The following is a 26,305-nucleotide window of genomic DNA, read 5'->3' as shown; positions in this document are numbered from 1 at the left end:
GCCCGCGTGCTCGCGGGTCGGGGCTTCGCTCAGCTCATGTTCTCGGGCAGGTGCAGCAGGGGCGCCCGGCCCGGCGGCTGCTCCGGCTGCGGCCCGGACGGGTGCGCCGGCGGCACTGGCACGGTGACCGGCTGGGCGGCGGTGACGCGGATCGGCTCGCCGTGGTGGCGCAGCTCCACCTCCGTGTGCGGTCCTCCGTTGCGGAGCGAGTAGGTCGTCTGGTGCGGCCGGACGTCCACCCGCAGCCGCATTGACCGCCACTGGAGGGAGAACTCCAGCCTGCTGAGCCGACTGGGGAGCCGGGGCGAGAACGAGAGCGTCCCGTCGTGGTCGCGCAGGCCGCCGAAGCCGGCGACCAGGGCGATCCAGGCCCCGGCGAGTGAGGCCATGTGCACCCCGTCCCGGGTGTTCTCGTTCAGGTCGTGCAGGTCCATGAGCGCGGCCTCGCGCAGGTAGCGGTGGGCCAGCTCGGGGTAACCCACCTCGGCCGCCATGACCGCCTGCGTACAGGCGCTCAGCGAGGAGTCCCGCACGGTGCGCCGCTCGTAGTAGTTGAAGTTGCGCACCTTCTCCGGGCCGGTGAACGCGTCGCCCCGCCAGTGCATGGCGAGCACCAGGTCCGACTGCTTGACTACCTGCTTCCGGTACAGGTCGAAGTACGGGTAGTGCAGAAGCAGGGGGTACTTCTCCGGCGGGGTGTGCTCGAAGTCCCACTCCTGCAACCGGGTGAAGCCCTCCACCTGGCCGTGCACGTTGATCTCCGGGTCGTACGGGAGGTGCATGGCGTTGGCCGCGTCCCGCCAGGCGGCCGCCTCCTCCTCGGTGACGCCGAGGTCGAGGGCCTGGTCCCGGTGGCGCATCGCGCAGTCGGCGGCGGTGAGCAGGTTCCGCTGCGCCATCAGGTTGGTGTAGACGTTGTCGTTCTTGACCGCGGTGTACTCGTCCGGGCCGGTCACCCCGTCGATGTGGAACCGCCCGGTGCGGTCGTGGTGGCCGAGCGAGCGCCACAGCCGCGCGGTCTCGACCAGCAGCTCCAGCCCGATCTCGTCTTCCAGCGCCTGGTCGCCGGTGACCAGCACGTAGCGGCGCAACGCGTCGGCGATGTCGGCGGCGATGTGGAACGCGGCCGTCCCGGCCGGCCAGTACGCCGAGGACTCCGGCCCCTCGATGGTCCGCCACGGGAAGGCGGCCCCCGCCAGGTTCAACGTCCGGGCCCGCTCCTGCGCCTGCGGGAGGGTGGAGTGGCGCCAGTGCAGCGCGTCCCGCACCGCGCCCGGCTGGGTGTAGGTGAGCACCGGCAGCACGAACATCTCGGTGTCCCAGAACGCGTGCCCGTCGTACCCCGGGCCGGTGAGGCCCTTGGCGGCGATCGGCCGGCGTTCCGCGCGGGCGCCGGCCTGGAGCACGTGGAAGAGGCCGAACCGGACGGCCTGCTGCACCTCCGGGTCGCCCTCCACTCGCACGTCGGCCGCGTCCCAGAACTCGTCGAGGTATTCCCGCTGCTCCCGGCGCAGCCCGTCCCAACCGTCGAGCCGGGCCGCGGCCAGCGCCGCTCCGACCTGGTCGCGCAGCGCCGGCAGCGACCGCCGGCTGGACCAGCCGTACGTCAGGTACTTGACCACCCGCAGCGTCTGGCCGGGCTTGAGCACGCACCCGATGGTGGTGCGGACCCAGTCCTCGTAGCCCTCGGACTCGATGGTGGTGCGCTCCGGGGCGTCCACGTCGTGCGCCATCTGGGCGGCGACCCGCAGGCCGCTGACCTTGGTGCGGTGGATGAGCAGCCCCCCGTCGTCGGTGGTCAGCTCCTCCTCGGCCTGCAACGGCGACTCCAGCACGGCGGCGACGCGGGGGTCCCTGCTCTGCGGCGGCAGCGTCTCGTTGGCCACCAGCTCGGACTGGAGGATCAGGCGCAGCGGCCCCTCCAGCGCCTCGACCTCGTAGTGGATCGCGGCGACCGCCCGCTGGGTGAACGACACCAGCCGGGTGCTACGGACCTTCACGTCCCGGCCGGCCGGCGAGCGCCAGTGCAGCTCGCGGTGAAGGGTGCCGGCGCGCAGGTCGAGGACCCGCTCGTGGGCGATCAGTTCGCCGTAGCGGACGTCGAGCGGCTCGTCGTCGACCAGCAGCCGGAGCAACTTGCCGTTGCTGACGTTGACGATGGTCTGCCCGGACTCGGGGAAGCCGAAGCCGGCCTCCGCGTAGGGCAGGGGGCGCAGCTCGTAGAAGGAGTTCAGGTAGGTGCCGGGCAGGCCGTGCGGCTCGCCCTCGTCGAGGTTGCCGCGCAGCCCCACGTGGCCGTTGGAGAGGGCGAACACCGACTCGGACTGGGCCAGCACGTCCATGTCGAGCCGGGTCTCCCGGACGTGCCAGGGCTCGACCGGGTACGCCCGTTCCCGGATCACGCGTGGGCCTCGGCGAGCAGCTCCGCCAGGTCGGTGACGACCACGTCGGCACCGTGCGCGCGCAGGTCGTCGGCCTGGCCGACCCGGTCGACGCCGACCACGTACCCGAAGCCACCGGCCTTCCCGGCGGCGACGCCGGCCAGCGCGTCCTCGAATACGGCCGCGTTCGCCGGCGCCACGCCGAGCAGCTCCGCGCCGGCGAGGAAGGTGTCCGGGTGCGGCTTGCCGCGCAGCCCCCGCTCGCGGGCCACCAGCCCGTCCACCCGGGCCTCCAGCAGCGGGTCCAGCCCCGCGGCGGCGACCACGTCCCGGCAGTTGGCGCTGGCCGAGACCACCGCCCGGCGCAGCCCGGCCCGGGCGGCCGCCTCCAGGTAGCGCACCGAGCCCTCGTAGACCTCGACGCCGTCGGTGTGGATCCGCTTGAGCAGGATGACGTTCTTCCGGTTGCCCACGCCGTTGACCGTCTCCGCCTCGGGCGGGTCGTCCGGCGAGCCCTCGGGCAGGGTGATCCCGCGCGAGGCCAGGAAGGAGCGCACCCCGTCGGCCCGCGGCTTTCCGTCCACGTACCGGTTGTAGTCCGGTCCGGGGTCGAACGGGCGGAACGGCTCGCCGGTGGCCACCGCGCGCGCCTGGAGGAACGCGTTGAAGGTCTCGGTCCAGGCGGCGTTGTGCACCTTGGCGGTCTGCGTCAGCACACCGTCCAGATCGAAGAGACAGGCGGTCACCTGCGCGGGTAGACCCAGCATTGCCTGAATCTATCCACGGCACCGGCCGGGCAAACCCGATTCGGACCTCAGCGGTTCGGGCGAAGTGTCCAGATCACGGTGAGCACCGAGGTCACGGTGCCGTCCTCGGTGCCGATCTCCACCTCGACCGGGAACTCCGGCCGCTGCCCGGCGTCCAGCTCGGCGACCACCTCGGCCGGGGTACGCCCCAGCCGCGCGGTGGCCAGCACCGGCCCCAGGGCGACCTTCTGGTAGCGGATGGTGGCGGTCACGGCCAGCGGCACGGCCCGGTCGAGCACCTGCCCGAAGGCGGCGAGCACCACCGCCCCGGAGGCGGTCTCCCCGAGGGTGAACATTGCCCCGGCGTGCGGGCCGCCGACGTGGTTGTGGTGCTCCGGGATGTCGGGGAGCCGGACCACCGCCCGGACGCCACCCTCGGCCTCGGGGGCGACCTCGACGAATTCGATAGCGAGCGTGCGGGCGAACGGCACGGCCTCCAGCAGACCGGCCGCCACCTGGCGAGAGTCGATGGACATGCCCAGACGCTACTCGCCGGTAACTTCCCGGGCAAGAGCCCTCGGGTCGGTGCCGGGCACGGCCTGCCCGGCGGCGCGCTCGGCATCGCTGCGCAGCACGCAGAACTCGTTGCCTTCGGGGTCGGCCAACACGACCCAGCCGCTGCCGTCGGGGTCACGTCGGTCGGCGACGACGGCGGCACCCAGCGCCTGGACCCGCTCGACCTCCAGGTCGCGCGGCACATCCGGTTGCAGGCAGATGTGCACGCGGTTCTTCACGGTCTTCGGCTCCGGCACGCGCTGGAAGTAGAGCGTCGGGCCGTCGGGCGGCTCGATGGCGACTTCCTCGTCATCGGGCTCCGAATCCGGGTCGACCGGGCAGTCGAAGACCCTGCTCCAGAATCGCGCCAGCTCGTACGGATCGGCGCAGTCGAACGCGACGTTGCGGATCACGGTCCCCATCCCGACCCCCTCAGCGGCGCTTGGCGTACGCGACGAAGGACGCCCAGCTCGTCGGGGTGAAGGTGAGCGCCGGTCCCGCGCCGGTCAGGTCCATCGCTCTGCCGCCTCCGAGATCGCCGCCAGGGTCGCACCCTGCGGCATGGCCTCCGCCCGCACGGACTCCCAGATCTGCCGCAGGGAGTTTACGTCCACGGTCCGCTCGACGACCTCTATCGCCTGAACCCGGACGCCGGCCCGTCCGCCGCAGACCTGTTCCGGCGCTTCGTGGCCTGGGGCCCCTACCGGCGGCCGGTCGTGGACCCGCCGTAGCGGTCACCCGGGCTCCGCCACCGTTGACCGGTCCGACGCTCCGCCCGGCGACTGAGGTCACTCTGCGTGCAGGGACACTGGGTTCACCGTGAGTAACGCCCCCCCGCGAGGTCCGGGGAGGCACCTTCCCGCCTTTGCTCTGCAGCCCTCCACGCATCACCGGCTTGAGCTGCTGCTTCTCCGCGGCATCCAGCGCACCGCCGGGCCGATGCGGTCACTCAGCGCAAGTGCTGCCTCCGTGGCTGCAGAGCAAAGGCGCGGAGGAGTCCTCCCCGGGCCGGACCGGCCGTCACCCAGCGTGGCCTACCGCCGGCAACCAGCGGATGGGCAACCGGCGGATGGGCAAACCAGCGTGCAGCCGCCGGGGAGACCCGCCGGTGCAAGCCCCTCAGCGCCAGCCGACGTCGATCCGGTCGCCGCGCTCGTCGAAGAAGTGCAGCGCGTCCATCCGCACCTGCACGGCGAGCGGGTGCCCGGCCGACACCGCCGGATACGGGGCCAGCCGCACGGCAAGCTCCGCCGGGCGGCGGTGGTGCCGGCCCGGGTCGGGAAGCACGCTGGTCCGATTACCGCTGCCGCTCGGCGGGGTGGAGACCGGGGCGTCGGCCGACCGCCCGGCGAGTCGCTGCATCACCTGGCCGAACCGGCGCAGGCCGCGCTGGCCGGAGGCCGCGTTCTCCGCGGGGGTCCCCATCTCGTCCACCACGATGGCCGTGGCGCCGATGTCGAGGAAGGCCAGCGACTCGTGGCCGTGGTGCTCCAGGTAGCGGATCCGGCCGTGGAGCACGTCGCCGGCGGTGTCCGGGGCGACCGGGGTGAGCGCCTCGGCCCGCATGCCGACCACTATCCGCTCGCCGTGGTAGTGCGCCACGGCCCGGCTGCGGATGTCGTCCCAGGGCAGGTAGAGCGCCTGTTCGCCGAGGCTCAGCGTGACGTACCGGTCGAGGTGGACGTAGACGGAGGCCTCCAGCAGGTTCATCCGGGGGCTGCCGAGGAACGCGGCGACGTAGAGGGTGGCCGGGCGGCCGTACACCTGGGTGGGGGTGCCCACGTCCTGGAGCACGCCCTTGCGCATGATGGCGACCCGGTCGGCCATGGTCAGCGCCTCGGCCTGGTCGTGCGTGACGTAGATGGTGGTGACGCCCAGTTCGCGGGTCAGCCCGGAGATCTCGGCGCGCAACTCGGCGCGGAGGCCGCTGTCCAGGTTGGAGAGGGGCTCGTCCATCAGGAACAGGCCGGGCCGGCGCACTATCGCCCGCCCCATGGCCACCCGCTGCCGCTGGCCGCCGGAGAGCTGGCTCGGCTTGCGCCCGAGCACGTCGCCGATGCCCAGGGCGCCCGCCACGTCCTGGATCCGCTCGCCGCGCGGCCCGGGCTCGATGCCGGAGAGCCGGAGCGGGAAGCCGATGTTGTCGCCCACGGTCATGTGCGGGTAGAGGGCGAAGTCCTGGAAGACCATGGCGATCTTCCGCTCCCGGGGTGGCAGGTCGTTGGCCACCTCGCCGCCGAGCATCACCGCGCCCGAGGTGGGATCCTCCAGCCCGGCGACCATCCGCAGCACGGTGGACTTGCCGCAGCCGGAGGGGCCGAGCAGCACCATGAACTCGCCGTCGTTGACGTCCAGATTGATGGTGTCGACCGCGACTGTCCCGTCCTGGAACACCTTGGTGACATCCTTGAGCGCGACGGTCGTCACCGTCTGCCTCCCCAGCTCTCGGCCGAACCCGGGAATGACTGTGACCAGGATCATGGCCCCCGCACATCGGGTAAACGTGCCATGTTCGGCTCGTGAAAAGACCATTAACGAGATTGGCGGCCTTCCATCAGTAAAGCGACCGCTCAGTAACCACTTTCAGGCCGGTTCGCCGAGGAAAACCCGGCGGACCACCCGCTCGGCGGCGTGCCCGTCGTCCAGCGCGCAGAACCGGGCCCGGAACCGTTGCCGGGCCTGCTCGGCCGCCGCCCCGCGCACCGCACCGCCGCGGAACACGTCGAGCAGCCCGGGAAAGTCGACGGCGACCGCACCCGGCGGCTCGGCCAGCAGGTCGAAGTAGACACCCCGGGCCACCCGGTAGGCGTCCCAGTCCGGCGCGTAGACCACGATCGGCCGGTCCAGCACCGCGTAGTCGAACATCGCCGAGGAATAGTCGGTGACCAGCACGTCCGCGGCGAGGTAGAGGTCCTCCACCCGGTCGTACGTGCTCACGTCCAGCACCGCGCCGTCGGAGGCGCCCCGCAACTGCCGCTCCCGGTCGTGGAAGTAGTGGCTGCGCATGAGCAGCCGCCCGGACGGGCCGAGCACGTCACGCATCCGGTCCGGATCGAAGGGAGGCCGCCAGCCGGGCAGGTGCTCCCGGTGGGTCGGCGCGTAGAGCACCACGTACTCGTCGGGGCCGATGCCCAGCCCGGCGCGGACCTGGCGGCACTCCTCGGCGCTGGCCAGCGCCAGCCGGTCGTTGCGCGGATAGCCGACCTCCAGTGTGGTGTAGTCGGCCGGGTAGGCCCGCTCCCACATCTGGCTGGAGAAGCTGTTCGCGCTGACGCTGAAGTCCCAGCGGTCCACCCGGTGCAGCAGCTTCGTGAAGTTCATGCCCATCGCGCCGACCGGATAGCGCTGCTGGTCCAGCCCCATCACCTTGACCGGGGTGCCGTGGTGGGTCTGCACGTGCACCGAGCCGGGTCGCTTGCGGACGAAGTCCGGAAAGTTGACGTTGTTGACCAGCCAGCGGGCCCGGGCCAGCACCCGGTAGTAGTCCCGGGTGCCGGCGACCACGTACTCGACGCCGGGCGGCAGCACGGCGACCCGATCCCGGCGGACGATCCAGACGCCGCGCACCTGCGGGGCGATCCGGCGGGCGGCCGTGTAGATGGCGGCCGGGTTGCAGGAGTAGCCCCGATACCAGTACGCCGCGTAGACGGCCAGCGTCGGGTCGAGCGGGCGGTGCAACTCGGCCCGGTAGTACTCGCGCAGCGCCGCGTTCCGGGCCCTGCGGGCGTTCCGCCGGGCCACCGGCAGCACCCGCCGTTTGACCCGCCGGGCCGAGCGCCGGGCCCGCTCCTCGGCCTGGTGGGCGGCGCGCAGCGCGCTGAACACCCGCCACCGACCGGCCGCCACCAGCCGGTGCTTCACCCCCTCCAGGCCGGACGGGACCGGGTAGCCCTCGGGCGGCAGGAAACGGACGTAATCGGCGTGGATCTGGGCGAAGAACGGCGGCCGCAGGTCGGGGGCGATCCGCTCGCCGTTGCCGAGCACGGTCAGGTAGTGCCAGATCATCCGCTCGAAGACGGCCGGACGCAGGCCGTCCACCACGGCCAGCCCCCACTGGTCCATCAGCCGGAACACCCGGTGCCACTGGGCGAAGACCTCGAAGTGCCGGTCGCCACGGGTCCGCGTGATCGCCCCGGTGCGGCGCTGCCGGTAGTTGAGGCAGACCCGGTCCAGCACGCCGATCCGCTCGGCGGCCATCAGCACGGGATAGCTGAACGACACGTCCTCGTACCAGCCGGGTGCGAAGCGCAGTCCCTGCTCGACCAGGAACTCCCGGCGGACCAGCCGGTTCCAGGCGGTGTGCAGCAGCCGCAGGGTCTCCGGCCGGTCCCGCAGCCGGAACGTCGCGTCGCCGGGCGGCTCGGGGAACACGTCCCGCATGGCGCTGCGGGTGCCGACGTTGTTCCAGTGCACCCGGACGTGGTCGACGATCAGCACGTCCGGGCGGGTGGCGCGGAGCCGGTCGGCCACGTGCGGCAGGCAACCGGGGACCAGCCAGTCGTCGCCGTCGACGAACCAGACGTACTCGCCGGCGGCCCGGTCCAGCCCGATGTTGCGGGCCGGACCGAGCCCGACGTTCTCGACGAGCCGGACCGGGCGGACCCGGGGGTCGCGGGCCGCGTACTCGACCAGGATCTCGCCGCTGTCATCCGGGGAGGCGTCGTCGATCCCGATCACCTCGATGTCGTCGAACGGCTGGTCGAGGATCGAGTCGAGACACTCCCGCAGGTAACCCTGCACCTTGAAGGCCGGTACGACGAAGCTGATCAGGGTCATCCCGGCCGCCCCTCCGTCAGCCCGGCGAGCGGTCACCCCCACGGGCGCGGGCCGGCAGGACCACCCAGGCGAGGACCACGCTCGCGACAAAAACCACGAGAAGGTACGCACCGAGTGTAGCCAGAGCGATGCTCGCAATTCCGGCGATTGACCCGACGGTCAGCACCGCCGAACGCCCCTCCCAGCCGAGCGTGGCGGCGTGCAGCGGCGGGGCGACCTGCCGCTTCTCCAGCCGGGCGGTCAGGTCGTAGTGGTGCAGGGTCAGCACGAAGACGTACCCGAAGATGAGCCACGGCGGCACCCGCCCGGCCACCCCGACGGCGATGGCGAAGAGATACTCCCCGGCCCGCAGCGCCGCCGGGACCAGCCAGTCCAACGGCCCGTCGTGCGCGGCCCGCGCGCCCAGCGCGCCGCCCAGCAGGACCAGCAGCCCGACCGGCACCACCCAGCCACGCAGGTCGCCGCCCGCGTGCACCACCCGCAACGCGACGACCAGCAGCGCCGCCGCGCCCAGCGCGCCGAGCACGGCCAGCGCCAGCGGCTGCCGTGCCACCGGCAGCGTCCGGGCCAGCGGCCCGTCGTCGCGGTGCAGGCCGGCGTCGACCGTGGTCAGCACGGGCACGCGCATCCACCAGGCCCGCAGGGTGCGCAGTGCCCCGGTGTACGCGAACGCCAGCACCCCCCACACCAGCACCGCGCAGAGCGCCACCAGCGGCCCGAACAGCGCGGCGGCCACCGCCATCAGGGCCCACCGCTCGCCGATCGGGAAGACCACGGTCCGCTTCAGCCAGTAGGACACCGAGCCGGTGTCCGCCTGCACCTTGGTCGAGGCGGCGTTCAGCTTCCCGCCGATGCCGCCCGCGTCCCCGGTCGCCGCGCGGGGGCGGCGGGCCGCCTCGTCGTGCAGCACGCCGTACCAGGTGTCGGTCATGTGCCGCACGGTCTGCAGGGTCATGGCGGCGATCGCCAGCGCCCAGCCGTAGCGGAAACCGGCGTGCGTGGCGCCGTAGCCGAGGCCGGCGTAGACCACGTATTCCTTGGCCCGGTCGGCCATCGTGTCCAGCCAGCCGCCCCAGGCGCTGAAGTGCCGGGTGTAGCGGGCCAACTGGCCGTCCACGCAGTCGAGCACGAAGCCCAGGTAGAGCAGGACCCCGCCGGCCACCAGCGCGGGCCGCCCGCCGACGCCGAAGAGCACCGCCGCGGCCACCGCGAAGGCCACCGAGATCATGGTGACCGCGGTCGGACCCAGGCCGATCCGGGCGGCGGCCTTCACCACGTACGGGGACCAGGTGCTCACAAAGAACGTGGTGAAGAAGTCGTCCCGCTCCTTCACCGACAGCCGAAGCTCGGCCTTGTCCTCGTCGACCGTGGCCACGGCGGCCTGCGCCGCAGCCAGTTCCGCCGGGTCGCCGACCCGGTGCGCCACGAGCAGGCGTACCCGGTGGGCGAAGGTCAGCGTGCCGCAACCGGCCAGGTCGGCGAAGAGGCGGTCGATGCCGCCCCCCGCCGCGGACCGGGCGGCGGCGGCGAGGGCCGGCAGGTCGGCCGGGCCGACCCGCAGCGCGCCGCCGAACACGCCGGTCGCGCCGGCCGGGTCGTCCACCGCGACGACCTGGCCACGCTCCTCGCGGACCGTCACCTGCCCGGCGGCCGGCGGATCGGTGAGCACCAGGGCCACCGTCGGCCCCACCGGGCTGGTCGCCAGGTGCTTCAGTACGGCGGTGTGCGCCACCAGGTCGGCCCCGCTGACCAGCACCGGCCCGGTGGCGGCGGCCACCAGGTCGGCCAGCTCGGCCAGGTCGGCGGCCACCCGCACCTCGTCCGCCCCGGCCCGGCGCCACTGCCCGGCGAGCCGGTCGGCCAGGCGCTCCCCGGCGTCGGTGGTCAGGCCCGCCGCCGGCCCGGCGGCGAGCACGATCGCGAGCGTCACCGCTGCGTGGCGCTGGCGTAGGCGTGCAGCGCCTCGTCGATCGTCCCGTCGACGGTCAGCCGCCCGGCGTCGAGATAGAGCCCCCGACGACAGAACCGGGTGAGGTCCTTTTCGTTGTGTGACACCAGCACCAGCGTGCGCCCTTCCGCGAGAAGTCGCTCGATGGTCGCATAGCACTTCGCGCGGAACTCCGCGTCCCCGACCGCGGTCACCTCGTCGACCAGCAGCACGGGGTGCGGCAGGTGGGCGATCACCGCGAAGCCCAGCCGGACCTTCATCCCCGACGAGTAGTGCCGGACCGAGGTGTCGATGGCCCGTTCCACCTGCTCACCCGCGAACGAGACGATCTCGTCGAAGTGCCGCCGCAGATAGGCCGACGACAGCCCGTGCAGCCCGCCCACCAGGTAGAGGTTCTCCCGGCCGGTCAGGTCACCGGAGAAACCGGCGGAGAGTTCCAGCAGCGGGGCCACCCGGCCGCGCACCCGGATCGAGCCCTCGTCGGGGATCAGCACCCCGGCGATCAGCCGAAGCAGGGTGCTCTTGCCGGTGCCGTTGCGCCCGACCACACCGACCGTCTCCCCGGGCTCGATCCGGAACGACACGTCCCGCAGCGGCCAGAACCGGCCGGCGTCCGGGTCCCGGGCACCTCGATGGATGAGCAGTTCCCGCAGCCGGAGCTGGCGGCGGCGGTTGCGGACGAACCGGATGCCGAGCCCGTCCGCCTCGATGATCGCCGCCATTCACAGTTCCTTGAGCACGGCCGGTTCGAGGCGGCGGAACGACCACCAGCCGACCACGAGCACCAGCAGGCTGCCCGCCACCGTGACGGTGAGCAGCCGGGCGTCGGGGAACTCGTCCGGATACCAGATCGCGTGGTGCAGCTGCAAGATCCCGACCAGCGGGTTCAGCTCGTACGCGATCTTGAGCCAGCCCGGCATGCCCGAGTCCCGGACCAGGTTCAGCGGGTAGATGATCGGGGTGGCGTAGAAGAGCACCCGGATGATCAGTCGCATGAAGCGCTCGATGTCGCGCATCAGCACGTTGCCCGCCGACAGCAGCAGCGCCAGCCCCACCAGCAGGACGAACTGCATCGACACGGCCAGCGGCAGGGCGAGCAGCGTCCAGCCGAGGTGGATCCGGCCGTGGGATGCGTAGAGGGCCGCGATGGCGACCAGGATGGGCAGGCCCGCGGCGTACTCGGCGAACCGGCCGGTGACCCGGCCGATCGGGAAGACCTGCCGGGGCAGGTTCATCGTGGTGATCAACCGGGCCTGCCCGGTCAACGCGTTGGCCGCCTCGGTCAGCGCCGAACTGGCCCACATCCAGGCGAAGATCCCGGTGATCAGGAACAGCGGGTACGACCCGGCCGCGTCGCCCAGGTGCCGCTGGGTGGCGCCGGAGTAGAGCACCCCGAAGACGAACCAGTAGATCAGGCCCATGCCGAGCGGCTCGATGAGCGACCAGAGGTAGCCCAGCACGGACTGCTGGTACTTCACCGCGAGATCGCGCCGGACCAGGATGCGCAGCGAGGTGCGGGCGGACCAGAGCGCGGCGACGCCGGACGTCACCGTCCCATCCTCGCCCCGACCGCCCCGACCGGGCGTACGGACGCGCCGGGTCACCCCTTCGGGTTCAGCACTCGATGACGTTGACGGCGAGGCCACCCCGCGCCGTCTCCTTGTACTTGATCTTCATGTCGGCGCCGGTCTCCCGCATGGTCTTGATGACCTTGTCCAGCGACACGGCGTGCACCCCGTCGCCGCGCAGCGCCAGCCGGGCCGCGGTGATCGCCTTGATGCTGGCCACCGCGTTCCGCTCGATGCAGGGGATCTGCACCAGGCCACCGACGGGGTCGCAGGTGAGCCCCAGGTTGTGCTCCATGCCGATCTCGGCCGCGTTCTCCACCTGCTCGGGCGTGCCGCCCAGCGCCTCGGCCAGCCCGGCGGCGGCCATCGAGCAGGCCGAGCCGACCTCGCCCTGGCAGCCGACCTCGGCCCCGGAGATCGAGGCGTTCTCCTTGAAAAGCACCCCGATCGCGCCGGCGGCCAGCAGGAACCGGACCACACCCTCCTCGGAGGCGCCCGGCACGAACCGGGTGTAGTAGTGCAGCACGGCCGGGATGATCCCGGCGGCGCCGTTGGTCGGCGCGGTGACCACCCGCCCGCCGGCCGCGTTCTCCTCGTTGACCGCGAGCGCGAAGAGGGTGACCCAGTCCATGGCGTGCAGCGGGTCGGTGGCGTCGACCTCCGCCTCCAGGCTGCGGCGCAGCTCGGCCGCCCGGCGACGCACCTTCAGCCCGCCCGGCAGCACGCCGTCGCGGGCGCAGCCGCTCTCGACGCACTCCTGCATCACCCGCCAGATCTCCAGCAGCCCGGCCCGCACGTCCACCTCGCTGCGCCAGGACAGCTCGTTGGCGAGCATCACCTCGCTGATCGACAGGCCGGTCTCGGAGGTCACGGCCAGCAGCTCCGCGCCGGTGAGGAAGGGGTGCCGCACCCGGGTGCTGTCCGGCTTGATCCGGTCCGCCCCGGCGGCCGCCTCGTCGACCACGAACCCGCCGCCGACCGAGTAGTAGGTGCGCGCCCGGACCTGCTCCCCGGCCGCGTCGAAGGCCGCGAAGGTCATCCCGTTCGGGTGGTACGGCAGGGAGCGGCGGCGGTGCAGCACCAGGTCGCGGTCCGGGTCGAAGTCGATCTCCTGGCTGCCGAGCAGGCTGAGCCGCCGCTCGGCGCGGATCCGCTCCACCCGGGGCCCGACCGAGTCGGTGTCGACCGTCTCCGGGGCCTCCCCCTCCAGCCCGAGCAGCACGGCGCGGTCGCTGCCGTGCCCGTGGCCGGTGGCGCCCAGCGAGCCGAACAGCTCGGCCTGCACCCGCGTGACGTCGGCGAGCTGGCCGTCGGCCTTGAGCCCGGCCACGAACGTCCGCGCGGCCCGCATCGGCCCGACGGTGTGCGAGCTGGACGGCCCGATGCCGACGCTGAAGAGGTCGAAAACACTGATCATGGCTGCACTTCCTCGCCGTCGTCCCCGTTGTGCGGGTCCGGCCCGGTGTGTGCCGCTCCCCGGTCCGGGAGGCGGCAGGCGGCACCCGGGGTGTGGGCGCCCGACCGGCGAGCCTACCCGCCCAGGTCACCCCCTGCCCCGTGCACATACCCACCCCAGCCTCCACGCCATCCGTCAACCCACCGTCTCGTCCGGCTGAACGGCCGGGGAGTTGATCATGGCCGGCCGGGGTAAGCACCTACGGGTGCCCGGGCCGCCGATCCTCCTCGGGGCCGAGGGCGGGACGCGCACCCGTTCCTACCGTGGAATTCAGCGCGGCGGATCGCCGCAGAAGTGGGAGTTCGACGATGAGTCGCAAACTGGTCCGGCCCCGCCAGGGGCGCATGTTCGCCGGCGTCTGCGCCGGCCTGGCCCAGCGGTTCGGCATGTCGGCCGGCATGGTCCGGCTGCTGTTCCTGCTGTCGCTGTTGCTGCCCGGCACCCAGGTGATCGTCTACCTGATCCTCTGGGTCCTGATGCCGAACGAGGACCGCTACCTCGCCACCAGCCGCCACTGATCCGCGCTGCCCGCCCCGGGACTATCCGCGGCGGGCGCCGGCGGCGTCAGGTCGCCGTGTAGGTGACCGTCACCTTCTCGTAGCCGAGGGAGCGGAGCAGCCCCTCCAGCATCTTGCGGGTGTTCTCCTCGGCCCGGGCGGTGAGCCCGCTGTCGCGGGCCGCCGCGGTGATCCGGTCCTCGGCGAGCTGGTAGACCTGCTGCTGCCGGTTGGGGTCGCCGCCGACCAGGTCGTTCAGCCGGTTGATCAGGCCGCGCTGCTCGGCGAAGACGTAGCTCTTGTCCATGTCGAGGTCGGTCTCGCCGAGCTGCGGCGCGGGCAGCTTGATCTCGACGGACTTGCCGTCGTCGGAGACCACCACGGCCCCGTCGGCGATCTTGGCGAAGTCGACGTAGGCCTCGATGCGGCCCGCCCCCACGAAGAGCGTGCGCTCGTTGAGCAGGAAGTCGGGCACGTTGCGCCGGTCCTTCTGCACGTCGACCACCACCTGGAAGTTGCCCTCCGCGGCCACGTAGCGGCTCAGGTCGCGGATCGACTTGAGCAGCGGCGGCTGGCTCCGGTCGGTCTGCTCCTTGGCGAACGGGTTGCGGAACTCCGGCAGCAGGCCGGTCGCCTGCACGCCGAGCAGCACCACCACGGCCAGCGCGGCCGCGCCGAGCACCCAGAGCAGGCCGCGGGCCGGGGCGCCGGCAGACGCCGGGGCGCCGGGCCGGGGGTCGGATGGGACGTCCGACCGGGCCCGGAGGGACTCGCCGGTCGGGTATTCCGGGAACTCCCTGGTGGGCTCGTTGATGTCACCGTCGCGGGCCATCGCCCCTCACCGTCCTCGTCAGACACATCGACTGAGAATGACGGTACGGCCACCGTGCGACAGTCGCTCGCCGAGCGACCCGATCGGGTGAATCCGCAGCTCAGGCGAACGCGGAGAGCCCGGTCAGCCGCTGCCCGATGACGAGCTGGTGGATCTCCGAGGTGCCCTCGTAGGTCAGCACGCTCTCCAGGTTGTTGGCGTGCCGCATCACCGGATATTCACCCGAGACGCCGTTCGCGCCGAGGATGGTCCGGCACTCCCGGGCGATGGCGATGGCCTCGCGGACGTTGTTCAGCTTGCCCACGCTGACCTGCTCGGGGCGCAGCTTCCCGGCGTCGGCGAGCCGGCCCAGGTGCAGCGCCAGCAGCAACCCCTTGTTCCACTCGACCGCCATGTCGGCGAGCTTGGCCTGGGTGAGCTGGAAGCCGGCCAGCGGCCGGCCGAACTGGGTCCGGGTGGTGGCGTAGGACAGCGCGGTCTCCAGGCAGTCCCGGGCCGCGCCGAGCGCGCCCCACACGATGCCGTGCCGGGCCTCGGTGAGGCAGCTCAGCGGCGCCTTGAGCCCGGTCGCCTCCGGCAGCCGGGCGTCCGCCGGCAACCGCACGTCGTCCAGGGCGATCTCGCCGGTCAGCGACGCGCGCAGCGACATCTTGTGCCGGATCTCCCGCGCCGTCACCCCGGGGGTGTCCATGGGTACGGCGAAGCCGCGGACGCCCTCGTCGGTGCGCGCCCAGATCACCCCGACGTCGGCGATCGGCGCGTTGGTGATCCACAGCTTGCTGCCGGAGAGGATCCAGTCGTCGCCGTCGCGGCGGGCGCGGGTGGCCATCGAGGCCGGGTCGGAGCCGTGGTCCGGCTCGGTCAGCCCGAAGCAGCCGATCGCCTCGCCGGTCGCCATGGCGGGCAGCCAGCGCTGCTTCTGCTCCTCGCTGCCGTAGCGCCAGATGGCGTACATGGCCAGCGAACCCTGCACCGAGACCAGCGAGCGGATGCCGGAGTCGCCGGCCTCCAGCTCCAGGCAGGCCAGCCCGTAGGCGACGGCCGACGCGCCGGCGCAGCCGTAGCCGGTCAGGTGCATGCCGAGCAGGCCGAGCTTGCCGAACTCGCGGGCCAGCTCGCGGGCCGGGACGTCGCCGTCCTCGTACCAGCCGGCGACGTGCGGGCGTACCCGGTCGTCGACCAGCTGGCGCACGACGGCGCGGATCTGCCGCTCCTCCTCGCCCAGCGACGCGTCGATGTCCAGCAGGTCGAGAGGGGTCATGCCGTCACCTTAACGAAGACTCAGGGGAAGGTCACTCGCCCTGCGGGCTGAGCACCAGCACCCGGGCGTGGATCTGGTTGCGCTGCTGGAGCGCCGCGCGCAGCGCCCGGTGCAGGCCGTCCTCCAGATAGAGGCCGCCGTTCCACTGCACCACGTGCGGGAAGAGGTCGCCGTAGAAGGTGGAGTCCTCGGCGAGGAGCTTGTCGAGCGCCAGCTCGCGCTTCGTGGTGATGAGCTGGTCCAGCCGCAGCGGGCGCGGCGGGATCTCGGCCCACTGCTTGAGCGTGAGGTTGTGCTCCGGGTAGGGACGCCCGTCCCGGACCGCCCTGAAGATCACGGCACGCTCCCCTCCCCCCGGCCGGCCTGATGATGTCGGTGCCAGCCTAGCCGCACCCGCCACACTGCGTTTTACTCCCTCATGTCGGTTTCGCTACCGCCGATACCCAGGCCGGACGCGCTGAACCACCCTCAATTCCAGCGGCCCCGCCGGACCACCTCGTCCACCGGCCGGCGGCCGCGGCGCAGCGACGGCGACCGGTGGTCGGGTGCCCGGTAACCTACCGTGATCGCGCCGACCGGGTGGTACTCCGCCGGCACCCCGAACGCCTCCCGGTACGCCCCGATCCGCTGCGGCGGGATGCCGAAGAAGCAGGCGCCCAGCCCCTCGTCCACGGCGGTGAGCAGCATCAGCAGGGCGGCGAAGCCGGTGTCGACGTACCAGTAGGGCACCGGCCAGCGGTCCTCGGAGCGGTCCGCCCAGCCCTTGTCCGGCTCGGCGTAGCGGTCGAGGTAGGCGGAGCGATTGGCGTGCGGCACCACGATCAGCGGGGCCGTGCGCATCCCGGCCAGCCAGCGCTCCCGGCCGCCGCCGCCCGGGGTGGCCGCCGCCCAGAACCGCTCCCGGTCCGCCGGCTCCTCCAGCACCAGGAAGCCCCAGCCCTGGGCGAACCCGGCCGACGGGGCCCGGACGGCGTGGTCCAGCAGCCGGTCCACCACGTCGGGCGGGACCGGGCGATCCGGGTCGTAGTTGCGGACCATCCGGCGGCGCCGGACGACCTCGGCGAACTCCATGCTCAGGCCCCGGGCCGGATGCCCCAGGCGCCCCGCCAGGTCTGCCCGGGGGCCAGCGTGATCACGTCCTTGCCGGAGCGGAACGCGTCCGCCGGGCAGGTCATCGGCTCGACGGCCACCGAGCGCCGGTGCCGCTCGCCGGTGAGGGTGTCCCCGGTGAAGACCTGCCACCAGCCGAACTCGCCGTCGGCCCAGATGTGCACCGCGGCCGAGCCGTCCGGGGCGGCCAGGGTCACCGCCGAGCCGCCGTCGGCATCCCGGATCACGTCGCCGAAGGCCAGGTCGAGCACCGCGTCGCCGATCGGCCGCGCCTCGGTGTAGTCGAACTCGGTGCCGGCCACCTCGGTCGCGGCCACCGGGAGCAGCCGGGTGTCCAGCAGCACCCGGGTCCGCCCCGGCACCCGCAGCGTCAGCTCGTCCACGCCGACCTTCGGCAGCTGGAGGTAGGGGTGCACGGAGAAGCCGAAGGGCGCCGGTTCGCCCGACAGGTTGGTCACCTCGTGCTCGGCACGCAGCCCGTCCGCCCCGACGCTCCACCGGCTCCGCAGCCGCAACGCCCACGGGTAGCCCGGGCTGGGCGGCAGCTCGTAGCCGAGCGTCACGCTCTCCGGCGACTCCTCGACGAGCTGCCAGGACACCCAGTTGACCAGGCCGTGGATGGCATTGTGCCGGGCCGGCTCGCTCAGGTCGAGCTGCAACGACCGGTCGCCGAAGGTGTACGCGCCGTCCCGGATCCGGTTCGGCCACGGGGCCAGCACGTGCCCGGCCGAACCGGGGGCCAGCTCGTCCGCCTCGTACCCGTCGAGGTAGTCGACCCCGTCGTGCCGGTAGGTCCGCAGGCCACCGCCGACCTCCACCACGACGGCCTCGTGGCCGTCGGCGGCAATGGTCCACTGTGTCCCGGAGGGGGACGGGCGCGCGTCGGTCTCCATGCCGGCGACCTTAGCCCGTCGCTCCGACGCGGCGCGGGGATGCCGGCCGGCCTCCCAGCCCGCGGGGCGCCCGGTGCGCCGAGGGCCGCCGGGGACGGCGACGGCCGCCGCCCGGCGTCAGGACCGCTCCCGGTCGGTGGCCTGGGCGGCGGCGCGGTAGCGGAGCAGCGCCGGGAAGATCGCGACCAGCGCGACCGCGAGGACGGCGGAGGCCAGGCCACCGGCGACCATGGCGGCCCCGGTGCCGAATCCGGCCGCCATCGCGCCGGCCCGCAGGTCGCCCAGGCGCGGGCCACCGGCGACCACCACCGTGTTGACGCCCTGGAGCCGGCCGCGCATCCGGTCCGGCGCGTAGACCAGCAGCATCGACTGCCGCAGGGTCGCGCTCACCAGGTCGGCGGCGCCGGCCAAACCGAGCAGCGCCACCACCAGCCAGAGCTGGCGGGCCAGCCCGGCGGCGGCGATCGCCACGCCCCAGCCGACCACGGCCACCACCAGCGCGAGCCCCTGCCGGCGTACCCGGCCGATCCAGCCGGAGGTGAGGCCGCCCAGCATCGCGCCGATGGCGATGGCGCTGTAGAGCCAGCCGACCGCCGCCCCGCCGCCGAAGCGCGCGTGCGCCAGCTCAGGGAAGAGCGCCCGGGGCATGGCCAGGATCATCGCGATCAGGTCGATGGCGAAGGAGAGCAGCAGCACCGGCGTGGTGGCCAGGTAGCGGAGCCCGTCGACGATGCTGGCCAGCCCCGCCTTGCGCGGCGTGCCGTCGCCGCCCGGGTCCGGCTCGGGCGGCATGGCCGGCAGCCGCAGGGTCGCCCAGAGCGACACGGTGAACAGCAGGGCGTCGACCCCGTACGCGATCGGCAGCCCCACGTCGGTGCGCCAGGTCGCGAAGATCACACCGGCGGCGAGCGGCCCGAAGACCGAGGTGGCGGTGAACGTGGTGAAGTTCAGCGTGCTGGCCGCCGGGACCAGGTCGGCCGGCACCAGGCGGGGCAGGATCGCGCTGCGGGTCGGCGAGGTGATCGCGAACGCGATCGACTGCACCGCGACCAGGGCCAGCAGCAGCACCGGGCTGCCCACCCGCAGCGCCGACTGGAGCAGCAGCGCCAGGGTCGACGCCCAGAGCAGGGCGCCCCCGGCCAGCAGCACCCGCCGCCGGTCCCGGGCGTCGGCGACCGCCCCGCCCCAGAGCCCGAAGACCAGCAGCGGCAGGAAGCCGGCGATCCCGAGCAGGCCGACCCAGAACGAGCCGCCGGTCAGGTCGAACATCTCCACCGGCACCGCCACGGCGGTGAACTGGAAGCCGAACATCGCCACGGCGTTGCCGAGCCACACCCGGCGGTACGCGGGCACGCCCAGCGGGCGCAGGTCGATCGCCCAGCGGCGCGCTCCGCGCGGCCGGGCCTCCTGCACCCCCGTCACGGGGCCAGCCGCTCGATCGCCCAGGCGTCGTCCCCGGTACGCCGGAACCGCAGCCGGTCGTGCAGCCGGCTGGCCCGGCCCTGCCAGAACTCGACCGTCTCCGGCCGCACCCGGAACCCGCCCCAGTGCGGCGGCGCGGGAATCTCGTCCACGCCGGCGAAGCGCTCGGCCGCCGCCCGGTACGCCGCGTCCAGCGCCGCCCGGTCCGCCACGACGTGGGACTGGGTGCTGGCCCAGGCGCCGAGCTGGGAGCCGCGCGGCCGGCTGGCGAAGTACGCCTCGGTCTCGGCCCGGTCGACCCGGGTCACCCGACCGGTGACCGTCACCTGCCGCTGCATCGGGAACCAGGGGAAGACCAGGCTGGCCCACGGGTTGGCGGTCGCCTCGCCGCCCTTGCGGGAGTCGTAGTTGGTGTAGAAGACGAAGCCGTCCGGGTCGTACCCCTTGAGCAGCACGGTGCGGCCGCTCGGCCGCCCGTCGGCGTCGGCGGTGCCGACCACCATGGCGTTCGGTTCGGGCAGCGGGTGCGCCACCGCGTCGGCGAACCAGCGGGCGAACTGGGTGTGCCAGTCCGGCGCGAGATCCGATTCGGAAAGGCCCAGGTCGGCGGCGTACTCGTTACGCATGCCGGCCGGGGCGGGTGTGTCGCCCGTCACTCTCGTCGTCCCTCTCCCGGGGATGCCGGCGTCCCCCGACGCTGGCCAGGCCCCACCGTCCAGTCTTCTCCAGCCGGTGAGCTTGTCCACCGGCGGGGATGTCATGTGGCGCACAGTCGCCGCGGGTCGCGCATCCGGTTACCGAGCAGGCAAGATGTTCCGAACACATCCCTGAGGGTCGCCTAAGCCGCGGGCCCGTCGAGCCCGCGCGGCCACCACCACCGCCGGAAGCCAGGAGACGACATGTCCGACTTCAAACCGGGCCTGGAGGGCGTCGTAGCCTTCGAGACCGAGATCGCCGAACCGGACCGCGAGGGTGGTGCGCTGCGCTACCGCGGCGTGGACATCGAGGATCTGATCGGGCAGGTCTCCTTCGGCAACGTCTGGGCGCTGCTGGTCGACGGGCGCTTCGGCCCGGGCCTGCCGCCGGCCGAGCCGTTCCCGGTGCCGGTGCACTCCGGCGACATCCGCGTCGACGTCCAGTCCGCGGTCGCCATGCTCGCCCCGTACTGGGGACTCAGCCAGCTTCTCGACATCTCCGACGAGCAGGCCCGCGAGGACCTGGCCCGGGTGTCGGTCACCGCGCTCTCCTTCGTCGCCCAGTCGGCCCGCGGCCTCGGCCTGCCGGCCGTGCCGCAGAAGGAGATCGACAAGGCGGAGACCATCGTCGAGCGGTTCATGAAGCGCTGGCGGGGTGAGCCCGACCCGCGGCACGTCAAGGCCGTCGACGCCTACTTCATCTCGGCCGCCGAGCACGGCCTGAACGCCTCCACCTTCACCACCCGGATCGTCGCCTCCACCGGCGCCGACGCCGCGGCCTGCATCTCCTCCGGCATCGGCGCCCTCTCCGGCCCGCTGCACGGCGGCGCGCCGTCCCGGGTGCTCAGCATGCTGGAGGCCGTCGAGCGCAGCGGCGACGCCGAGGGCTACGTCAAGGGCGTCCTCGACCGGGGCGAGCGGCTGATGGGCTTCGGCCACCGGGTCTACCGGGCCGAGGACCCGCGCGCCCGGGTGCTCCGCCGCACCGCCAAGGAGCTGGGCGCGCCGCGCTTCGAGATCGCCGAGGCGCTGGAGAAGGCCGCCCTGGCCGAGCTCCAGGCCCGCCGCCCGGACCGGGTGCTCGCCACCAACGTCGAGTTCTGGTCGGCCGTGGTGCTGGACTTCGCCGAGGTGCCGGCGCACATGTTCACCTCGATGTTCACCTGTGCCCGGATGGGCGGTTGGTCCGCGCACATCCTGGAGCAGAAGAAGCTCCAGCGGCTGGTCCGCCCGTCGGCCCGCTACGTCGGCCCGGGCAGCCGGAAGCCGCAGGAGGTCGAGGGCTGGGACGCCATCCCGCACGGCGTCTGATCCTTCCCCGTACCCCTCGCCAGGGCCCGGTCCGCGACGGACCGGGCCCTGGCGCGTTGTGGCGCATCCCTCACCCCCGGCTGTGGGACCAGCCGCCGGGGCGGGTGGCGCAGGTGCGAGGATGAAGGCCGGCAGTGCCGCCGGACCGGGGCTCGGACCCGGCTCCGCCGCGCGCCCCCGCGTGGCCGCCGTCGCTCCGCGCCCCGCTGACAGGGCCCGCTCGCCCACGCGGAAGGATCGAGAGAACCGTGGCTGACGCACCGACCATCCGGATTCCCGACGACATCAGGCCCGCCGACGGCCGCTTCGGCTGCGGGCCGTCCAAGGTCCGTCCGGCGGCGGTCTCCGCGCTCGCCGACGTCGCCACCAGCTACCTGGGCACCTCGCACCGGCAGAAGACGGTCCGCGACGAGGTGGCCCGGCTGCGCCGGGGCATCGCCGAGTTCTTCTCCCTGCCCGAGGGCTACGAGGTGGTGCTCGGCAACGGCGGCACCACCGCCTTCTGGGAGGTCGCCACCTTCGGCCTGGTCCGCGACCGGGCCCAGTTCGCCAGCTTCGGCGAGTTCGGGGCCAAGTTCGCCAAGTCGGTCAAGGACGCCCCGTTCCTGGGCGAGCCGACCGTGCGCAGGTCCGAGGCCGGCAGCGCGCCGGCCCTGGTGGCCGAGGCGGGCGTGGACGTCTACGCCACCCCGCACAACGAGACCTCCACCGGCGTGGCGGTGCCGATCAGCCGGGTGCCGGGCGCCGACGAGGGCTCGCTGCTGCTCGTCGACGCCACCTCGGGCGCCGGCGGCCTGGAGGTCAACGTCGGCGAGACCGACGTCTACTACTTCGCGCCGCAGAAGTGCTTCGGCTCCGACGGCGGCCTCTGGCTGGCCCTCATGTCGCCGGCCGCGCTCGCCCGGGCCACCGAGATCAAGGAGTCGGGCCGCTACATCCCGGCCTTCCTCGACCTGGTCACCGCCATCGACAACTCGCGGCTCGAGCAGACCTACAACACGCCCGCGCTGGCCACCATCTTCCTGGCCGCCGAGCAGACCGACTGGATGAACTCGCAGGGCGGACTGGCCTGGGCGGCCAAGCGCACCGCCGAGAGCGCCGGCATCGTCTACGGCTGGGCCGAGCGCTCGGCGTTCGCTACCCCGTACGTGACTGACCCGGCGCTGCGCTCCAACGTGGTCGCCACCATCGACTTCGCCGACGGGGTGGACGCCTCGGCGATCGCCAAGGCGCTGCGCGCCAACGGCATCGTCGACACCGAGCCCTACCGGAAGCTCGGCCGCAACCAGCTCCGCGTCGCGCTCTTCCCGGCGATCGAGCCGGCCGACGTGGAGGCGCTCACCGCGTCCATCGACTACGTGGTCGAGCGACTCTGATCACCTGGTGACGGTGGGTGGTCGTCGGGCCCCCGGCGACCACCCACCGTGATCATCGCCGCAGCTCAGTCGCAACATGCCGGGTGTCGCATCCCCCACCTTCGGGTAGATGAGCGTACGGTGGTCCGAGACGCCCGGGTGGCCAGCTCGTGGCGTGACGGCCAGCGAAGCGGGACGGAGGCAAGCCCATGCGCCCAGTACGCTTCGTCGCCCTCTCGGAGGACGGCCAGGCACTGGTGCTCGCCGACGAGGTCGGGCGCCTGCTCGCCCTCCCCATCGACGAGCGCATCGCCTCGGCGATGCACGCCGAGCCGGGCGCGACGCCCCTCGCGGTGGTGCCGTCCGCCGCCGACCCCACGCCGTCGCTCTCCCCGCGGGACATCCAGGCCCGGATCCGCTCCGGCGAGTCCGCCGAGGACGTCGCCCGGATCGCCGGCGTGCCGGTCGACCGCGTCCTGCGCTACGCCGGCCCGGTGCTCCAGGAGCGGGCCATGCTCGCCCAGCACGCGCGGCGCACCCGGCTCAAGGGCGCGGAGAAGCCGACCCCGCTGGCGGAGGTGGTCAACGGCCGGCTGGCCCAGCACGGGATCGACACCGAGAAGATCTCGTGGGACGCCTACCGGCGCGACGACGGCACCTGGCGGATCGTCGCCACCTGGCCGTCCGGCAAGGCCACCGCGCAGGCGGTCTGGGACCTCGACAAGCTTCGGCAGAACGTCACCCCGCACGACGACATGGCGCAATATTTGTGCGCCGAGCGTCCCACGCCGATCCTCGGCCAGGAGCCGGCGCCGGAGCGGGGCGGCCACGCGCTGCCCGGCCCGTCGCGCGGCGAGCCGAGCCGGGGCGGGCACGGCCTGCCGTCGCCCGCCGAGCACGCCCGCCCGGGGCGGGACCCGATCCGCGCCGGCCGGGACGCGCTGCTCGCCTCGCTGGACCGGCCGCTCGGCGGCACGTCCGGTCGCGGTCTGGACACCCGCTCCCCGGCTGCGCTGACCGGGCCCGACGCGCCGCGCCAGCGGGCGGTCACCGGGGGCGCGGCCGCGCTGCTCGGCGGCGGCCAGGGCTCGGCGTTCGACGACGACTCGGACGCGCCGAAGGAGATCCCGGCCGTGCCGTCGCTGGCCGTGCTCCGGCCGCGCCGCACGGGTGCCGCGGCGGCGACGGGCGGCACCGGCGCCGAGTCCACCGAGGCCGGTGGCAAGCCCCGCAAGCGGCTGCCGAGCTGGGACGACGTCCTCTTCGGCACCGGCCCGGCGGCCCGCGAGTCCTCCTGACCCCAACGGCCACCCTGGCAATGTGAGGCACTCGAAGTGCCCGCGTGCCAGGGTGGACCCATGGAGTACACGAACCTGGGACGCACCGGTCTCTCGCTGAGCCGGCTCTGCCTCGGCACCATGAACTTCGGGCCGCAGACCGACGAGCCGGACAGCTTCGCCATCATGGACCGGGCGCTGGAACACGGGATCAACTTCTTCGACACCGCGAACGTCTACGGCTGGAAGACCGGCGAGGGCGTCACCGAGCAGATCATCGGCCGCTGGTTCGCCCAGGGCGGCGGGCGCCGGGACAGGGTCGTCCTGGCCACCAAGGTCTACGGCAAGATGGGCGAGTGGCCCAACGAGCAGGGCCTCAGCGCCCGGCACATCATCCGGGCCTGCGAGGACTCGCTGCGCCGGCTCCAGACCGACACCATCGACCTCTACCAGATGCACCACATCTCCCGGAGCACCCCGTGGGAGGAGATCTGGCAGGCCATGGAGACCCTGGTCGCCCAGGGCAAGGTCCTCTACGTCGGCTCGTCCAACTTCGCCGGCTGGCACATCGCCCAGGCGCAGGCCGCGGCGGGCCGCCGCAACTTCCTCGGCCTCGTCTCCGAGCAGTGCATCTACAACCTGATGACCCGGCACGTCGAGCTGGAGGTGGTCCCGGCCGCCCAGCACTACGGGCTGGGCATCATCCCCTGGTCGCCGCTGCACGGCGGGCTGCTCTCCGGGGTCATCCGCAAGATGGCCGAGGGTGGCGCGGCCCGCGGCGCCAGCGGCCGGTCAGCCGACGCGCTGGCCGAGCACCGGTCCACCATCGAGGCGTACGAGAAGCTCTGCGCCGACCTCGGCCACGACCCGGCCGACGTGGCGCTGGCCTGGCTGCTCTCCCGCCCGGGCGTGACCGCCCCCATCGTCGGCCCGCGCACCATGGACCAGCTCGACCGCAACCTCGGCGCGCTGGCCGTACGGCTCGACGAGGCCACCCTGGAGAAGCTCGACGAGCTCTTCCCGCCGGTCGGCAACGGCGGCCCGGGGCCGGAGGCCTGGGCCTGGTGACCCGCCGACCGGGTTGACCGGGCCCGCCCGGTCAACCCGGTCGGTCCGTCAGACGGGCCAGGCGGCGAGGCGGTCGTAGGTGGGGTGTGGGCCGGGGTGGCTGCGCATCAGGACCAACTGGTCGGCGCTCCACTCCGGGCCGAGGTAGTCGTGCAGGGTCTCCCGGTCGGCGAGCACGTCGGCGCGGTCGATCCGGTCGCCGGGGCGGGCGATGGTCAGGTGGGCCCGGAACGGCTTCTCGTCGTGCGGCAGCCGGGCCCGGCGCAGCCCGGACCGGACCAGCCGGGCGAGCATCATCAGCCCGTCGACCTCGCCGCGTACGTCCACCCAGAGCACGGTGAACCGGCCGCGCCCGAAGCTGCCCCCGCCGCCGAGCCGCAGCCGCGGCGAGCTGCCCCGGGCGTCGCGGAACGTCTGCGCGGCCAGGCCGAGCGCGCTCTCCACGTCGACCAGCCGGTCGTCGGGCGTGTCGCCGAGGAAGGCCAGGGTCAGGTGGGCGTTGGCCGGGTCGGCCAGCCGGACGTTGGTGCCGGCGGCGGAGGCGGCGCCCGTCCGGAGCGCGGCCACCTGGGCGCTCAGGTCGTCGACCACCGGCTTCGGCGGGTAGACCGCGACGAAGAGCCGCACCGGTCAGCGGTGCCGCTGGTGGTGGCCGGGGCGGGCGGCGGGCAGGGTGAGCCCGGCGGCGTGCAGGAGACCCTCGACGCGGACCCGTTCGATCTCCCGGTCGACGCCCTCCAGCTCGGTCAGGTGCTCGGCGATGCCCAACGCCCGGCAGGCGGCCCGCAGCCGCTCGTCGTACGCGTCGATGACCGCGCCGTGCCAGACCACCGAGCGGTCGGAAGCGGCGAGCCGGTGGCCGCCGAGGCGGCGCAGGTCGATGGCGAGCTGTTCCAGCGGGCGGCGGTCCGCCCGGTCGAGCTCGGTGAGGTCGATGTCCCGGGTGAGCGACTCGGCCTCGATGGCCCGGTCCAGCCGGGCGATGGTGCGGCGCTCCCGGCGCTCCTCGCGCCACTCGGCCCACCCGCAGGCCACCCGGTCGAGGATCTCGTCGGCGCAGAAGATCAGCGCGAAGAGGGCCGGCAGGCAGCAGACGGCAAGGATCGCCAGCATCAGCAGAAGACCCCGCCCCACTCCCACGTATCGACGCTAAG

At 73.2% G+C, this 26,305-nt stretch carries 24 protein-coding genes; 5 read left to right on the top strand and 19 right to left on the bottom strand.

Annotated elements, in window-relative coordinates:
• Positions 1 to 29: 29 nt before the first annotated feature.
• The 10 genes from ABZV78_RS15605 to ABZV78_RS15560 all read right to left on the bottom strand — a co-directional run bounded on the left by ABZV78_RS15605 (position 30) and on the right by ABZV78_RS15560 (position 13,391).
• Positions 30 to 2,402 carry a glycosyl hydrolase family 65 protein gene (locus ABZV78_RS15605; RefSeq protein WP_355639043.1) on the bottom strand — a complete coding sequence of 791 codons (2,373 nt, stop codon included), beginning with the start codon at positions 2,400 to 2,402 and terminating at the stop codon, positions 30 to 32.
• Positions 2,399 to 3,148 carry a beta-phosphoglucomutase family hydrolase gene (locus ABZV78_RS15600; protein ID WP_355639041.1) on the bottom strand — a complete coding sequence of 250 codons (750 nt, stop codon included), beginning with the start codon at positions 3,146 to 3,148 and terminating at the stop codon, positions 2,399 to 2,401. Before ABZV78_RS15600 ends, ABZV78_RS15605 begins: the two co-directional genes overlap by 4 nt.
• Positions 3,149 to 3,195: 47 nt before the next feature.
• Positions 3,196 to 3,663, bottom strand: coding sequence for a DUF4442 domain-containing protein (locus ABZV78_RS15595; RefSeq protein ID WP_355639039.1), 468 nt, complete (start codon positions 3,661 to 3,663; stop codon positions 3,196 to 3,198).
• A gap of 9 nt (positions 3,664 to 3,672) precedes the next feature.
• On the bottom strand, positions 3,673 to 4,104 hold the full coding sequence (locus tag ABZV78_RS15590) for a VOC family protein (RefSeq protein WP_355639038.1): 432 nt from the start codon (positions 4,102 to 4,104) through the stop codon (positions 3,673 to 3,675).
• 697 nt (positions 4,105 to 4,801) lie between these two features.
• Complete coding sequence (locus ABZV78_RS15585) at positions 4,802 to 6,109, bottom strand: ABC transporter ATP-binding protein (protein ID WP_355639036.1); 1,308 nt, start codon at positions 6,107 to 6,109, stop codon at positions 4,802 to 4,804.
• Between the two features lie 156 nt (positions 6,110 to 6,265).
• Positions 6,266 to 8,458, bottom strand: coding sequence for a bifunctional glycosyltransferase family 2 protein/CDP-glycerol:glycerophosphate glycerophosphotransferase (locus ABZV78_RS15580; RefSeq protein ID WP_355639034.1), 2,193 nt, complete (start codon positions 8,456 to 8,458; stop codon positions 6,266 to 6,268).
• Between the two features lie 16 nt (positions 8,459 to 8,474).
• Positions 8,475 to 10,346, bottom strand: coding sequence for a DUF5941 domain-containing protein (locus ABZV78_RS15575; RefSeq protein WP_355639067.1), 1,872 nt, complete (start codon positions 10,344 to 10,346; stop codon positions 8,475 to 8,477).
• 38 nt (positions 10,347 to 10,384) lie between these two features.
• Complete coding sequence (locus tag ABZV78_RS15570; protein WP_355639032.1) at positions 10,385 to 11,128, bottom strand: ABC transporter ATP-binding protein; 744 nt, start codon at positions 11,126 to 11,128, stop codon at positions 10,385 to 10,387.
• Positions 11,129 to 11,956 (bottom strand): ABC transporter permease, encoded by an 828-nt coding sequence (locus ABZV78_RS15565; protein WP_355639031.1) that lies wholly within the window; start codon positions 11,954 to 11,956, stop codon positions 11,129 to 11,131.
• A 64-nt stretch (positions 11,957 to 12,020) separates the two neighbouring features.
• On the bottom strand, positions 12,021 to 13,391 hold the full coding sequence (locus ABZV78_RS15560) for an L-serine ammonia-lyase (RefSeq protein ID WP_355639030.1): 1,371 nt from the start codon (positions 13,389 to 13,391) through the stop codon (positions 12,021 to 12,023).
• A 347-nt stretch (positions 13,392 to 13,738) separates the two neighbouring features.
• Here ABZV78_RS15560 and ABZV78_RS15555 point away from each other — a divergent pair, with 347 nt between their 5' ends.
• Complete coding sequence (locus ABZV78_RS15555; RefSeq protein WP_355639028.1) at positions 13,739 to 13,948, top strand: PspC domain-containing protein; 210 nt, start codon at positions 13,739 to 13,741, stop codon at positions 13,946 to 13,948.
• A 46-nt stretch (positions 13,949 to 13,994) separates the two neighbouring features.
• Here the strand turns inward: ABZV78_RS15555 and ABZV78_RS15550 are convergent, their stop codons facing one another.
• From ABZV78_RS15550 to pdxH, 7 genes are all read right to left on the bottom strand, one after another.
• Positions 13,995 to 14,759, bottom strand: a complete 765-nt coding sequence (locus ABZV78_RS15550; protein WP_355639026.1) for a DUF4230 domain-containing protein — start codon at positions 14,757 to 14,759, stop codon at positions 13,995 to 13,997.
• Between the two features lie 100 nt (positions 14,760 to 14,859).
• Positions 14,860 to 16,020, bottom strand: a complete 1,161-nt coding sequence (locus ABZV78_RS15545) for an acyl-CoA dehydrogenase family protein (protein WP_355639024.1) — start codon at positions 16,018 to 16,020, stop codon at positions 14,860 to 14,862.
• Between the two features lie 31 nt (positions 16,021 to 16,051).
• Positions 16,052 to 16,357: a type II toxin-antitoxin system VapB family antitoxin gene (locus ABZV78_RS15540; RefSeq protein ID WP_091113285.1), complete on the bottom strand. Its 306-nt coding sequence runs from the start codon at positions 16,355 to 16,357 to the stop codon at positions 16,052 to 16,054.
• A gap of 131 nt (positions 16,358 to 16,488) precedes the next feature.
• On the bottom strand, positions 16,489 to 17,091 hold the full coding sequence (locus ABZV78_RS15535; protein ID WP_355639023.1) for a nitroreductase family protein: 603 nt from the start codon (positions 17,089 to 17,091) through the stop codon (positions 16,489 to 16,491).
• A 2-nt stretch (positions 17,092 to 17,093) separates the two neighbouring features.
• The gene (locus ABZV78_RS15530; RefSeq protein ID WP_355639021.1) at positions 17,094 to 18,023 is read right to left on the bottom strand and encodes an aldose 1-epimerase family protein; all 930 of its coding nucleotides are present in this window, start codon (positions 18,021 to 18,023) and stop codon (positions 17,094 to 17,096) included.
• Between the two features lie 117 nt (positions 18,024 to 18,140).
• The gene (locus tag ABZV78_RS15525) at positions 18,141 to 19,445 is read right to left on the bottom strand and encodes an MFS transporter (RefSeq protein ID WP_355639019.1); all 1,305 of its coding nucleotides are present in this window, start codon (positions 19,443 to 19,445) and stop codon (positions 18,141 to 18,143) included.
• On the bottom strand, positions 19,442 to 20,071 hold the full coding sequence (pdxH, locus tag ABZV78_RS15520; protein WP_355639065.1) for a pyridoxamine 5'-phosphate oxidase: 630 nt from the start codon (positions 20,069 to 20,071) through the stop codon (positions 19,442 to 19,444). The genes ABZV78_RS15525 and pdxH overlap by 4 nt, the downstream gene beginning before the upstream one ends.
• Positions 20,072 to 20,344: 273 nt before the next feature.
• On the opposite strand from pdxH, the gene ABZV78_RS15515 reads away from it, so the two are divergent.
• From ABZV78_RS15515 to ABZV78_RS15500, 4 genes are all read left to right on the top strand, one after another.
• Entirely contained in the window at positions 20,345 to 21,451 is a 1,107-nt protein-coding gene (locus ABZV78_RS15515; protein WP_355639017.1) for a citrate synthase 2, read from the top strand.
• 248 nt (positions 21,452 to 21,699) lie between these two features.
• Positions 21,700 to 22,827, top strand: coding sequence for a phosphoserine transaminase (gene serC, locus ABZV78_RS15510; protein WP_355639015.1), 1,128 nt, complete (start codon positions 21,700 to 21,702; stop codon positions 22,825 to 22,827).
• A 188-nt stretch (positions 22,828 to 23,015) separates the two neighbouring features.
• Positions 23,016 to 24,104: a septation protein SepH gene (gene sepH / locus ABZV78_RS15505; RefSeq protein ID WP_355639013.1), complete on the top strand. Its 1,089-nt coding sequence runs from the start codon at positions 23,016 to 23,018 to the stop codon at positions 24,102 to 24,104.
• A gap of 60 nt (positions 24,105 to 24,164) precedes the next feature.
• Positions 24,165 to 25,151: an aldo/keto reductase gene (locus ABZV78_RS15500; protein WP_355639011.1), complete on the top strand. Its 987-nt coding sequence runs from the start codon at positions 24,165 to 24,167 to the stop codon at positions 25,149 to 25,151.
• A 48-nt stretch (positions 25,152 to 25,199) separates the two neighbouring features.
• Here the strand turns inward: ABZV78_RS15500 and thpR are convergent, their stop codons facing one another.
• Complete coding sequence (thpR, locus tag ABZV78_RS15495; RefSeq protein ID WP_355639009.1) at positions 25,200 to 25,778, bottom strand: RNA 2',3'-cyclic phosphodiesterase; 579 nt, start codon at positions 25,776 to 25,778, stop codon at positions 25,200 to 25,202.
• 3 nt (positions 25,779 to 25,781) lie between these two features.
• Entirely contained in the window at positions 25,782 to 26,291 is a 510-nt protein-coding gene (locus tag ABZV78_RS15490; protein ID WP_355639007.1) for a hypothetical protein, read from the bottom strand.
• Positions 26,292 to 26,305: the final 14 nt, after the last annotated feature.

Source organism: Micromonospora sp. NPDC004540 (assembly GCF_040610095.1).
Lineage (GTDB): Bacteria > Actinomycetota > Actinomycetes > Mycobacteriales > Micromonosporaceae > Micromonospora.
Note: the sequence above shows the minus strand (reverse complement) of the source record. Positions and strands in the feature narration are given on the sequence as shown.